General features: G+C 39.6%; 12 protein-coding genes. 4 read left to right on the forward strand and 8 right to left on the reverse strand.

Going from position 1 to position 13,037, the window contains the following annotated elements; translation table 11 throughout:
* Positions 1-110 precede the first annotated feature (110 nt).
* Positions 111-1,343 (reverse strand): glycosyltransferase family 4 protein, encoded by a 1,233-nt coding sequence (locus tag MuYL_RS08295; RefSeq protein WP_094570089.1) that lies wholly within the window; start codon positions 1,341-1,343, stop codon positions 111-113.
* Between the two features lie 537 nt (positions 1,344-1,880).
* Between MuYL_RS08295 and MuYL_RS08300 the strand changes: the two genes are divergently transcribed.
* Both MuYL_RS08300 and MuYL_RS08305 read left to right on the forward strand, forming a co-directional pair.
* Entirely contained in the window at positions 1,881-2,825 is a 945-nt protein-coding gene (locus MuYL_RS08300) for an SDR family oxidoreductase (RefSeq protein WP_094570090.1), read from the forward strand.
* Between the two features lie 15 nt (positions 2,826-2,840).
* Positions 2,841-3,944 (forward strand): glycosyltransferase, encoded by a 1,104-nt coding sequence (locus tag MuYL_RS08305; RefSeq protein ID WP_094570091.1) that lies wholly within the window; start codon positions 2,841-2,843, stop codon positions 3,942-3,944.
* Here the strand turns inward: MuYL_RS08305 and MuYL_RS08310 are convergent.
* The 5 genes from MuYL_RS08310 to MuYL_RS08330 form a co-directional block, all read right to left on the reverse strand.
* Complete coding sequence (locus MuYL_RS08310; protein ID WP_094570092.1) at positions 3,941-5,071, reverse strand: glycosyltransferase family 4 protein; 1,131 nt, start codon at positions 5,069-5,071, stop codon at positions 3,941-3,943. The genes MuYL_RS08305 and MuYL_RS08310 overlap by 4 nt on opposite strands.
* A 1-nt stretch (position 5,072) precedes the next feature.
* Positions 5,073-5,771: an acyltransferase gene (locus tag MuYL_RS08315; protein WP_094570093.1), complete on the reverse strand. Its 699-nt coding sequence runs from the start codon at positions 5,769-5,771 to the stop codon at positions 5,073-5,075.
* Complete coding sequence (locus tag MuYL_RS08320) at positions 5,761-7,107, reverse strand: O-antigen ligase family protein (protein ID WP_157740697.1); 1,347 nt, start codon at positions 7,105-7,107, stop codon at positions 5,761-5,763. Before MuYL_RS08320 ends, MuYL_RS08315 begins: the two co-directional genes overlap by 11 nt.
* Positions 7,108-7,171: 64 nt before the next feature.
* Positions 7,172-8,104 (reverse strand): glycosyltransferase family 2 protein, encoded by a 933-nt coding sequence (locus tag MuYL_RS08325; RefSeq protein ID WP_094570095.1) that lies wholly within the window; start codon positions 8,102-8,104, stop codon positions 7,172-7,174.
* Positions 8,097-9,359, reverse strand: coding sequence for an oligosaccharide flippase family protein (locus MuYL_RS08330; protein ID WP_094570096.1), 1,263 nt, complete (start codon positions 9,357-9,359; stop codon positions 8,097-8,099). Before MuYL_RS08330 ends, MuYL_RS08325 begins: the two co-directional genes overlap by 8 nt.
* Positions 9,360-9,584: 225 nt before the next feature.
* Between MuYL_RS08330 and rfbD the strand changes: the two genes are divergently transcribed.
* Both rfbD and rfbA read left to right on the forward strand, forming a co-directional pair.
* Positions 9,585-10,439, forward strand: coding sequence for a dTDP-4-dehydrorhamnose reductase (gene rfbD / locus MuYL_RS08335; RefSeq protein ID WP_094570097.1), 855 nt, complete (start codon positions 9,585-9,587; stop codon positions 10,437-10,439).
* A 15-nt stretch (positions 10,440-10,454) separates the two neighbouring features.
* The gene (gene rfbA, locus MuYL_RS08340) at positions 10,455-11,318 is read left to right on the forward strand and encodes a glucose-1-phosphate thymidylyltransferase RfbA (protein ID WP_094570098.1); all 864 of its coding nucleotides are present in this window, start codon (positions 10,455-10,457) and stop codon (positions 11,316-11,318) included.
* 38 nt (positions 11,319-11,356) lie between these two features.
* Here rfbA and miaA read toward each other — a convergent pair whose 3' ends face one another.
* Both miaA and MuYL_RS08350 read right to left on the reverse strand, forming a co-directional pair.
* Positions 11,357-12,265 (reverse strand): tRNA (adenosine(37)-N6)-dimethylallyltransferase MiaA, encoded by a 909-nt coding sequence (gene miaA / locus MuYL_RS08345; protein WP_094570099.1) that lies wholly within the window; start codon positions 12,263-12,265, stop codon positions 11,357-11,359.
* A gap of 117 nt (positions 12,266-12,382) precedes the next feature.
* Complete coding sequence (locus MuYL_RS08350; RefSeq protein ID WP_094570100.1) at positions 12,383-13,033, reverse strand: IS1096 element passenger TnpR family protein; 651 nt, start codon at positions 13,031-13,033, stop codon at positions 12,383-12,385.
* Between the last annotated feature and the right edge of the window lie 4 nt (positions 13,034-13,037).

Genomic DNA, 13,037 nt, shown 5'->3' on the forward strand with positions numbered 1-13,037 from the left:
GCCCGGTTACTTTGGCCCTTGTAAATTTGGGTGCATGGTTAACACAATCTTGCATAATTAGTTTGTTTACCGCGCACAAAAAAGTTTAAACGGGTGCAAAGTCCGGATTATTACAATTCCGGTATCAGTGTTTGTAAACTTTTAAAATGAGTTTCGTTATTAATCAATTTATTAATGTGGATCTGTGCATTTATGCTCATTTTGGCCGCGACATCAGGGTTTTGAATCAGCCATTTTATTTTTTCGGACAATTGCTCAACATTACCCGGAGTAAATAACAGGCCTGTATAGTTATCAATAACCATTTCGGGGATACCGCCGATAGCAGCCCCAATTACAGGCTTGCCCAGAGCCATAGCCTCAACAACAGTAAACCCTAACACTTCATAACATTCTGAAGGGCAAATCAAAAAAACGGCACCATTAATCACCTGCAGGGTTTCCTGTTTGGTTTTTTTACCTAAAAAGGTAACGTTCGTTAACTGGTGCGTCTCTTTATAAGCTTTCAACTCGTCTTCCTGGGTGCCGTCACCTATTATTTTTAAAGAAACCTCGGGTAATGATTGCATCGCTTTTAGCAAAGTATGGGCGCCTTTTATCTTTTCAAGTCTGCCTACAAAAACAATATATTTTTCGGGGTTCTGAACAGTAAGCTGTTTTGCCTTTTCAATTTCAGCGTAATCGTAACCATGATAAATCTGAACCAGTTTGTCGTTGAAAAAGTTAAACTGCTTGTATTTTTCGTATTGGAAAACTGAAGGGCAAACGAAATGATCAACGTATGCGTAATAGTTAAGGTATTTGTGTACATAATTCTCCAGGGCTGCAACAGTGCTGGCCAGGTATGATCCTTTTTTGCATGAATGCGTAATGCAGTTATAAAATGCGCCGCCAAAACATCTTTCACAGATCTGGCCGTGGCTCACAAATATGCTGTCCGGGCAAATGGGAGTATATTCATGTAAAGTCCAGATAATAGGAATATTTCTTTTTTTCAGGATTTTTAAAATTGTGGGTGTGATGTAATGATGGATCACATTAATATGCGCGAAGTCAATTTTAACGTCTGCTAACAGCCGTTCCAGGTTTTCCTGGGCCTCAAAAGAATAAATACTCTTCATTACCACTTTTACACCGGCAGAAATGCTGCGTTTGTTAACTTTTTTGTAATCGATATTTTCTATAAAATAATCCGAATAAGGGGTAGGGAAATTCCTTTCGTCTTTCATTGAAAAAGGGATAACATGGTGTCCCTTTTGCTGATAAATATTAACTACGTTTTCAACATATGTCCAATCGCCGCCGGTTGGATACCATGCCCAGTTTACAACAAGAATATTCATTAAACTATTATTTGACTCAAAATACAAGCAGTAATTTTAAAAATTTAACATAAAATAAAACAAAATTCAAAGATGGCTGTATTAAATGATAATAGTACGATAAAAATAAAAGTTTAAAAATTGGCGAATAATTCTACATCAATTCCCGTTCAATTTCGGTTAAGCGCTAAGCCAAAACTATCTCCAGGCATGTTAATTACTTTGGAATTGCTGAAATAATTTTCAGCGGACGTGTAGCGGTTTGATGTAAATGAAACGTAATAATTAAACTTTAACTTATGTTTTTTAGCTGTTAATAAAATTTTGTCAACTATCGTTTGTGATGATAAACAGGCGTTTTGGTTGCAAAAATTTTATATAACTATGTTAAAAATCAAAGTATTTGAATTATTTTATCAAATTATTGAGAGTTTTTAAAAAATTATTCTGGTTAGTAAAGTAAAAAAAGGTTAATTTTGTAAAGTGATAACGTCTATATAAATATCCTGTCACTAACGGATCAACTACCAGATTCTGCCTTATGGTTTTAACATTTATATGAAGAAAAAGATTTACATTGCTGGTGCAGGTGGAATGCTTGGAGAAGCTTTTTACCGCATATTTAAGAATGACTTTGAAGTTAAGTGCACAGATAAGGATGTAAATGAGAAATGGCTTAGCTTTTTAGATTTTCGCGATTTTGATAAATATAAAAAGGAAGTTGAGGCTTTTAAACCTGATTATCTGTTTCATTTAGGCGCATATACTGATCTTGAATTTTGTGAACTTAACCTTGACGATACTTACCTAACCAATACAACGGCTGTTGAAAATGCAGTTTTCATTGCGAATAAGTTAGACATACCGCTTTTATATATCAGTACGGCCGGGATATTTGACGGCACCAAAGATTTTTACGATGATTGGGACGAGCCTAATCCGCTTGGACATTATGCACGATCAAAATATATGGGTGAGCGTTATGTTCGCGAAAATGCCAAACGATATATTGTTTGCCGCGCTGGCTGGATGATGGGCGGAGGGCCTGACAAAGACAAGAAATTTATAAACAAAATAATTAAACAGATAGCGTCCGGTAAGCGTGACCTGTATATAGTGAACGATAAAGATGGAACACCAACTTTTACCGTTGATTTTGCTAAAAATGTAAAACTGCTGATCGAGAATGAATACTGGGGATTATATAACCTGGTTTGTAACGGTGAAACCAGCAGGCGCGAAGTAGCTGAAGAACTTGTAAAAATACTTGAACTTGAAAGTGAAGTTACTTTTCACGAAGTTTCATCTACTTATTTTAAAGATACTTATTTTGCCCCAAGACCGCCCTCTGAGCGTTTGATAAACAAAAAGCTGGAGCTAAGGAATATGAATATTATGCGCGACTGGAAGGTTGCCTTAAGAGAATACATTACTGATTACTACACAGATTATTTAAAAGAAAAGAATATTTATTCTGTAAAGGAAGACATAATTACTTTATAAATATTATTTTAAATAATGCGTATTGCTGCTTTTGGCTTCCGGTCGGTCCCACCCTCAAAAGGTGCTGCCGGTGCTGATAAATTTGCTCTTGAATTATTTCCCCGTTTGGTTAACAGAGGGCACAGTGTAGTTGCTTACAACAGGCGTTACCCCGATGTGTTTGTTGATGTGACCGAGTATAAGGGGGTAAAGATCAAAACCTTTAAAACAACTTCAAAAAAGGGATTCGACACCCTGCTTCATTCTTTTAAATGTACCTGGGATATTATTGTTAATAATACCGCCGATATTGTTCACATCCAAAATGGAGGGAACAGTATCTGGGCCTTGCCATTACGCCTGTTCGGCAAAAAAGTATTCATAAGCCAGGACGGGGTTGATTGGAAAAGAGATAAGTGGCCGTGGTATGGAAAGTTATATTTAAAGCTCTCCTCTTTTATTACAGCCCATATACCCAACGAAGTAATATTTGATAACGTAATTGCAAAAAAACTTTTTGAAGATAAGTTTAAGAAGACATTTAAATTTATTCCTTTCGGCAGCGAAGTAGAGCCCGGAAATGGCAGCACTGCTATTTTGCAGCAGCATGGGTTAAAAAAGGGTGGATATTATTTATTTGTGGGGCGCTTTATTCCTGATAAAGGCCTGCATTATTTATTACCGGCGTTTAAAAAATCCATATCAGACAAAAAATTGGTACTTATTGGAGGGTCGCCCAATCCATCACCTTATGAAAAGCAACTGCTGGACATGGCTGATGAAAACATCGTTTTTCCAGGGTATGTTTACGGCAGCGACGTAAATACACTGATGTCCAATGCGTACTGTTATATTCAGCCTTCGGACGTTGAGGGCTTGTCGCCGGTAGTCTTAACCGTAATGGGGTTAAACGTACCCTTAATTGTGAGCGATATTGAGGAAAATCAATACGCCGTTTTAGATACTGCCCGGATGTTTGAAAAGGGCAATATTGAATCCCTGACAAAGGAAATCAATTTTTGCGAAAGCAACTACGCTCAAATGCTGGCCCTTGCCGAAAAAGCCCAGGTAAGGGCTTTAAGCGTATTTAACTGGGAAATGGTTGCTGATGAACATATCAAGGTATTTGCAAACAGCTAAATCGATTTTTTAAATACCTGTACCAGTTGTTTGGCTGTATTTTCCCACGAAAAAAATTGTAAGCGCAGTTGCCCTTTACTGATCAAATCTTTTCGCAAGTCCAAATTATCCAGTGTGGTTTTTATTTTTTCAGCAATGTCGTTCGTATCGAATGGGTTAAATGTTAAAACGGCATCGCCGCCAACTTCCGGCAGGCAGGTATTATCAGCTACTAAAACAGGCAGCTTATTTTTGAATGCTTCCAGAATAGGAATTCCAAATCCTTCGTTTATTGAGGGGAAAACATACATCAGCGCATTTTGATAAAAGTCGCTCAATTCAATATCGCTGAGATATCCTGTGAGCACCACACTACCTTTAAGCTGATGGGATTCGATAGCATCTGATATGAGTTTAAAATCGCTGTCGAAATAGTTTGCAGGCTTCGGGCCGGCAAGCACCAGCTTCAAACCGGGGTAGCCGGTGTTTTTTACTTTAGCAAAGGCTTCAATAAGTGCAGGAATGTTTTTTCGCTTAAACATCGATCCAACATGTAAAATGTAATTTTGCGGGCTTATTGAAAAGGAACCAAGCACGGTTGTGGCGTGTTCTCCATCGTCATTATTTTTCAATGCCTTTGGGCCTTCGTATATTACCAACAGTTTGTCGTTAGCTATTTTGGTGAAATGATGAATCTGTTTTTTTGACCATTCGGTTGGGGTGATCACAAAAGGAGATCGTTTTGCAGCGGGTACAGCTGTTTTCATATAAAGCCAAAGCCATAATTTCCCATAGGTCTCCGGCGACTCAAAACAAAAAGCATCGTGAAAAACGGGGATAGTTTTATATCCCAAATGCAGTAAAGGCACACAGTTATCAGTGCAAAAAACAATATCGCAGTTTTTAAAGAAAGCTTTCAACGGTAATACCAATTGTTTCCAAAACTGGTGCCTGGCATGTTCAATATATTTAAAGAGTTTTTTATTGCCGGAATAAACGGGAATGCCGGTATCTATAAAATGAAATTTAAGTTCGTTGCTTTCCAACTTCCTGAACTCCTTACAAAGCTCTTCCAGGTAAGTGCGGGTACCTGTTTTGGCTACCTGCAGGTCGCGCACATCTACAGCTATTGTTAAAGGTTTTGGCATTTTAAATCCCTTCCCTGTTTTTGATCAATTTTGCAGGTACGCCGCCTATTACTGAATTTGCCGGGAACGATTTATTAACCACGCTGCCGGCTGCAACCACGCAACCATCGCCAATGGTTACACCAGATAAAATACTGGTGCCGCCGCCAAGCCAGCAGTTGTTACCAATTACCACCGGCTGTTTGGTAACCCCTTGTTCCTTAATGGTTAGGTTAACATCACTAAAGTCGTGATTTTCTGAAAAAATTTGCACGTTCGGGCCCATAATTACATCGGTGCCTATGGTTATGCCGCCTTGCCCGGCAAGATATGCACGGGCACTAATTCCTGTTCTGTCGCCAATGGTGATGCCTTTTCCTCTGTATGCTATTACCCCGGTGCAAAACAAAATGGAATCACGGGCAATAGAAACATTGTCGCCGAGGGTTATTCCGTTTTCTGATAAGGCATTTATGCTCACATTATCTTCTAAAATTAAATTCTTCCCGGCAGTTATTTTGTAGCCGTGCTTTACTTTAACCCTGCGGCCAACAAATAACAGACCGGTTGATTTTTTTAAAAACGGCTTCAAAAACAATCCCCTGATAATTTGACTGGCTCTAACCCAGCTGATACTGAGCAGATCCCGCGTGGAATGCGGACTTTCCCATTTATAATTGGGGTCGTTTTTTAATGTTTTTATAATCTTTTCAATGATCATGTGATGGCTGTAATTGATTGAATTTTGGTTGCATGATGACACTGATCAATAAGCCGGATAAAAACCAGTTTACATAGGATATATACGACGATGATTCTACCTCTGACGTGAGCAAAGGGATGAAAAATCCAATTTTTAAAAGCAGCACGGCCATACAAACCTGTCTTTCCTTTCCCTTTAACTTTGGCAGCCATTTTAAGCTTGTTTTTATCAGCATAATATATACAGATAAATATAAAGATAAGGCAATTATACCAGCCTGCACGCCAATAATGATATACTGGTTCTCGCCCCCTACGTTTTCACCCAAACTGCCGGCAACGCGGCCCGAGGTACCCAGGCCCAGCCCGAGGGGCTTTTCAATCATGGCAAGGATGCCTTCGGCCCACTCCAGCAAATGACCAACGCTGGATGGATTGCTGAAATCGATGGTATTCATAATAACAGCGGTGATCCCATTGTTGTTATCGCCAAACCTGGTGAACAGGTAAATTAAGTAAAGCGCCGCCAGGCCAAAGGCGGCATGTACCGTATGCGTGATATACTTTTTTTTGGTAATCAGCGCGTAAACATAAATGATGATGAAGTAACTTACAAACGGAGCCCGCGATAGTGCGAAAAGTATGGAAAGAAACGATGCTGCCAAAGCGAGCATCCCCATACCGGAAGGTTTGAATTTATTATCGTCGCGCGTAAACAAAGCAATTATTACCGACAGTGCTAAAAGGGTAGCAGATGCATGTTCGAGCGGATTGGCAAAAAAACTGGCAAAACGTTTATAGCCGCCCTCCGACTCAAATGTCCAGCTGAGGCCAAAGTTTCCACTGGGCTCAAAATTAAAAAAGTAATAAACGTAATCTGCAAAACCTGTTATGGTTTGCAAGTGCTGATTAAAGATAACTTCAACCACCAACACCGCGCCCGCGGCAATCGTTAGCAATACAATATAGTTAAAGTATTTGCTGATGTAAATGGTCCGGATATCCATTAACCGGCCTGTAAAGTAAACCACTACAAAAAATGAGGTGCTTTTAAAGGCGAGCAGGCGGTCAAAAAAGCTTTGCTCACCAATGGGTAATATGGCGTAAATTAAAGTGTACAATAAAAAACCGAGAACCGCATAATCAATTAAATGCAGACGTGGCAGGTACTTGAGCGTTACTATATTTAAAGTGAGCAGGGTTAATATTAAAACTTCTTTAAAGTATTGAAAAATAGGAATAAACCCCTTAAGACCGAGTAAAAAAGCAACAGACATTGCTGTTGTGTACATTGAAAGGCCGAAAATTAAAAACACCAAAATACCCTGGCGGTTGCCCCTTATAATCTCACGCAATGCCACAAAAAAAGAAGTGAGATAAATGAGTGGAAAAATGAACAACATCCTTGGCGGTACTTTATTAATTATTTTTAGGCCAAATTAGGTTTTTTGAAGTGAAAATCCCTTCTTTCAAACCTTTAATTAAATAACCTGCTTTTTCATTTCGACGGCGCAACACAAAATAGGCAAGCAGGGCGAGGTAGTAAAAGCCATTATAAATTATATTAACAGGGTAACAAACCGCACTGCCGTATTGCCGTAAAAACCAGATATGGTTTCTGCTCACATAGTAATGTATAACGGGGCTCAATGCCCCTTCTTTTTTTGGAGCTGATACTTTGGCCGATACTCCGGCTTCGTGATACATGCGGCATGATGGCAGATAATGCACTTCAAAGCCCGCACCGCGCATTCTGAATGAAAGTTCAACATCTTCGTAATACAAAAAGAACAGTTTGTTAAACAGCCCGCTTTTTGCTAATACCGAATTCCTGATAAACATGCAGCACCCGGTTACCCATTCAGCAACTTTATAGCTTAACAAATCAGTTTCGCCGGGTACTGTAGTGTCAGAAATGGTTTTGCCTGATAAACGGTTAAAGCTTCCCGCTCCGTTCCAGATCTTAGTTTTATCATGCATCCAGTAAATGGCGGGCTGCACTGCTGCCGCCTGGGGGTGGCTGTCCATGTGTGTTAAAAGACACTTTACTAAATCCTGGTCAACCAAGGTATCAGTGTTCATAACCAGCGAATAGGTGTAGCCTTTTTCAATACTGTACAGCAGCCCCCTGTTATTGCCTTCTGCAAAGCCCAGGTTCTCCTTGTTTTCAATATAAATCAGCTCCGGAAACCGGGCTTTAAAGATGGTTAGTGAATTGTCTGCTGATCCGTTATCCGCCACAATTATATCAAATAAGGCCTCATCGCAATACTGCTTTAATGACAGGATACAGTTAACCGTATGTTCCGGTGTGTTCCAGTTGAGCAGTATGATTGCTACAGGTTTAGCCATTTTTTACTGAGGTTTTATTTACAATATATTCATACATCAGTAAGGCACACGCTTCCACAATGAGGGTGAAACTCCCGATTAAAGGATCGCTACCAATTGTAACCAGCACGAATGTGGTTAATAGCGTTACGATGAACAAAATTATCGCTATTCTAAAGATATAAACGGTATGATTTTTCAAAAGCTGGTCGAGCACATTTAAAACGTTCAGAGCCGATATTGTCGGAACCAATGCCATTATTTTTAAAAACAGCACAGCCGTTGTATTGTGCTCCTTCGAAAGGGTAAATACAATAAAATCGGCGAGAAAGAATATAAGCAGCGAACCCGTGAAAAATACACCTGCAAGCAGGTACTTCGTTTTTTTACGGTAAACATTCCAGCTAGTGATGCTTTGTTTGTACAAATGTGCTGCGTTTGGGTACAGTGCGTTTGAAATGGTGATCAACAGGTTGCGGCATTGTCCAATGATCCTGTCGCATAATGAATAGGGGCCCAGTAAGCGCTCCAGTCCCCATATAGGTAAAGCAAAGATGATAATTGACTGTTGCAGGTTCACAGAAAGGTTATTAACAGTAAGATAGAAGTTATCTTTCCCGATTTTTAGTAGTTCAGTTTTTGATGGCAGATAAAAATCAACTTTAAGTTTTGACAGCAAATGGATCAATAAACCAAAATAGGCTATTACACTGCTTGTTCCCAAAATTAAATTAACCCAACCCGCATCCGCGGGGCTTTTTATAAAAACCAGGATACCCAAAACCGACGCGATATTTGATACCAGGTTTAATATGTTAAAAATCCTGAGTTTTTCTGCGCCGATGAAAAAACACAGCGGATTAAAAACTTCGGCCAAAACTATAGGTATAGAGAGCAGCAGGTAGGGATAATAACGGATATGAAACCACTGCAGTGCAAACATAACGGCCAAAAAGCACACAAAAATGATGGTTCTTATAAGCAGCGTGCTAAAAAACACATGACTTAGTTTTTTGGAATCGTTTATGTGAAAAGCTACATCCCGCACGCCTGACTGCCCTGTTCCGTAATTGACAATAGCGCCTGCAAATTGAGAAAAGCGTGTGGCAAACATAATTATGCCAAACTCAACAATACCAACGGCGCGGGTTATAACAGGAATAATAAGGATAAGCAGTAAAATATTTGAAATTTGAATGCTGCTTAAATTGAAGAAGTTAGAAATTATATTTGTTTCTTTCAGCTTATTGTAAGAGCCAATTATGCGTTGTTTCAAATTTTAAAAGTTATTTTAAAAGCAAATTTAGCTTAATTTAATGGTAATTTGATACCGAGCACCGTTGTGATCAATATGGATTACAGTAATTTTAGGTGTAATTATTTGATTACTTGTAGCTATTAATTAAAATATAGTGAACATATTTGCTACACTAAACTACGGGTTATTTTAAAGGCTTTGGGCACCTGCTGCCGGCCTGCTTTACGACAGAAAAATACCAAAATGAATAATATATTAATTTTCGGCGCTTCGGGCCAATTAGGGCAGTGCATTCAAAACGTAGCATCTTTAAAAGGGATATCACCGGTGGTTTTTTTACCGGAAGAAGAAGCCGATATTTTAAATGTAGATGGCCTGGCCAGGCTGTTTGACCAATACCAACCGGCATACGTAGTTAACTGTGCAGCTTATACAGCAGTTGACCGGGCAGAAGACGATGCCGCTGTTGCTGAAAAGGTTAACAGGATGGGGGCTGAGAACCTTGCTGTTGAATGTGTAAAACACGATGCCGTATTAATCCACATCTCAACAGATTTTGTTTTTAAAGGCGATGTCGCCAGGCCGCTGACCGAAGATGATGAAGCAAAGCCTATAAGCGTTTATGGGAAAACCAAGCTTGATGGTGAACTGGCAGTGGCTAAAGTATTAAGGGAACATTTTATTATTCGTACGGGGTGGCTGTACTCGGAATATGCCAATAATTTTGTTAAAACGATGTTGAAGTTAGGGGGGGAGCGCGATGAACTCAAAATTATTGCTGACCAGGTAGGAACACCCACCTATGCAATTGACCTCGCTGATTTTATATTGATGATAATCAGTACCGGGAGTAAGGCTTACGGTACATATCATTACAGTAACGAAGGCGTAACCTCGTGGTTTGACTTTGCAAGGGCCGTATTTGATATTTCGGACACTAAGGTTAAAGCTATACCTATCCGCACAGATGAATATCCTACAAAGGCTGTTAGGCCGGCTTACTCTGTGATGGACAAAAGCAAAGCAAAACAAACATTTAATATAGAAATACCGTATTGGAGAGATAGCCTTATCAAATGCATAAGCAAGCTTCAATAATTAAACAGATACTACATGAAAGGAATAATCTTAGCAGGCGGATCAGGCACCAGGCTTTATCCTATCACCAGGGCAATAAGTAAACAACTGATGCCGATATATGATAAACCGATGATTTATTACCCGTTATCGGTTTTGATGCAGGCAGGTATCAGGGAAATACTGATCATCACCACGCCGGAGGATAATGAAAGTTTTAAACGCCTGCTTGGTAATGGCCAGGAATTAGGCTGCGATTTTCACTATGCTATACAGGAAAAACCAAATGGCCTTGCACAAGCTTTTGTTATTGGCAGGGAATTTATCGGTGCTGATAAAGTTGCACTTATTTTGGGCGATAATATATTTTACGGTACCGGCTTTACCGAACTGATCCGCAGCTTTAGCGATGTTGATGGCGCAGCGATTTTTGCTTACCCGGTTGCCGATCCGGAAAGATATGGGGTTGTTGAGTTTGATAAAGAATTCAGGGCACTTTCAATAGAAGAGAAACCTGTTAAGCCGAAATCAAATTATGCGGTTCCGGGACTTTATTTTTATGATAATAACGTAGTTAAAATAGCAAAAGACCTAAAACCCTCTCCGCGCGGCGAGTATGAAATTACCGATGTAAATAAATTTTATCTTGAACAGGGCGATCTGCATGTTGGGTTAATGGACAGAGGAACAGCATGGCTGGATACCGGAACATTTGATTCATTAAGTGATGCTTCAGAATATGTAAGGGTTATTGAAAAGCGCCAGGCTACCAAAATAGGATGTATTGAAGAAGTTGCTTATCGCCAGGGATTTATTGATGATGAGCAATTGAAAGTGCTGATCACAAAATATCTTAAAAGTGGTTATGGGGCTTATTTAGAGACCTTGCTTCACGATTGATTTAAGGTGCAAGTCTTTCGCGGAGGTTGAAATTAGAATTAAACCAAAGCAATTATTTTGTCAGCCAGGTCTTTATCACAGGCATCCAGCCAGGTAATGGTTTTGTCTTTTCCAAACCAGGTGATTTGCCGTTTAGCAAAACGCCTGGTATTTTGCCTGATGAGGTCAAGGGCGGTATCCATACCGGTTTTTCCGTCAAAATAGTCAAACAACTCGCTGTAACCAACAGTGTTTAATGCATTTAGGTGTCTATATGGTAAAAGTGAGCGAACCTCATCCACCAGGCCCTGCGCTGCCATTAAATCAACACGACGGTTAATCCTGTTATATAATTCCGGCCGTGGCATCCTTAAACCTGCTTTAATTATTCGAAAAGGACGTTTACTTAAGTTAGATTTACGATACGATGAGTAGGGTTTACCTGAACTTTCAAATACTTCCAGCGCTCTTATAACCCGCTGAGGGTTGTTGACATCAACCTGCTGATAATATTCCGGGTCGGCAGTTTTTAATTTTTCCTGTAAATAAGTTATACCGTAAGTATCCAGTTCTTTATTTAAGCTTTCTCTTACCGCTGCATCCGTGTCCGGAAACGCATCAAACCCTTCGCATATCGCCTTTATGAACAGTCCTGATCCTCCGGTTAACACCACCACATTATTGCTTTTGAAAAGATCGTGGAGAAGATCCAGGCATTGTTTTTCGTAGTCGCCGGCAGTATATGTCTCATTGATTGAAAGAGAGTTGATAAAATAATGCTGTACAGCACTCAACTCTTCATCACTTGGTTTAGCTGTACCAATGGACATCTCGCGGTAAAATTGGCGGGAATCAGCAGATACCACTACGGTATGGAAATGTTTGGCAACTTCAATTGCGGCTGCAGTTTTACCAACAGCCGTTGGGCCGGCTATTACTAAGAGCGTAGGAAGCAGTTCGTGGTTCATTGTAAATAGTTCGCAGGTTGTTAATGGTTCACAGATGGTGTCTTATAGCAAAAAATTGCAGCGGCCATCAACTATGAACCATCAACCATCAACTATGAACCATCAACTATGAACTAATTAATAATCGTCGCCGTGAGAAAGTTTGCTGTCATCTTCGAAGCCTTCATCGTCTGAAAATCCGCTGCCAAATTCATCTTCTTCTTCGTCCCCTTCAACTTTAGGAATCACCTCATCCTCTTCAACAGCTTCAGCTATTTCAGAAAAGTCTTCAGCATCTTCTTCACCAATTGCCATTTCGTTCAGGAAATCAAAATCATCGCCCTCTGCAGCAGCAATAGGTACATTAAGTACATTGCCAAATTGTTTTGGTGCTTCGCCGGTAGATTTTATTACAGCAGGGTAGGTAACACCGGGCGCTTCATCCAAAATAATCTTCATCAATTCAACATGGAAGTCGAAAGGCCGGTCAAAATTAAAAGTATAGTAAAATTTTTGGTGAGGATCATCAATATAGCTTAACAGTTTTACTTTATTCATTAACGCAACACCACGGTCAATTCTTTTTTGATTGGGCAAATAAGTAATTTCCTCGCCTTTTGTCCATTGATCATTGCTGATATAAAAAGATGAAGGGTATTCCGAATTGTAACCTGTTGACTGATGGATCGCTCTGTGAAGATCTTCAAATGTTTGATTTGACTTTACGTCAATCTCCCTAACCACATCATCGTAATCTTCAAAAGTAATCCTGAACCTGTATAAAGCCATTTTT

The organism is Mucilaginibacter xinganensis (assembly GCF_002257585.1).
GTDB lineage: Bacteria > Bacteroidota > Bacteroidia > Sphingobacteriales > Sphingobacteriaceae > Mucilaginibacter > Mucilaginibacter xinganensis.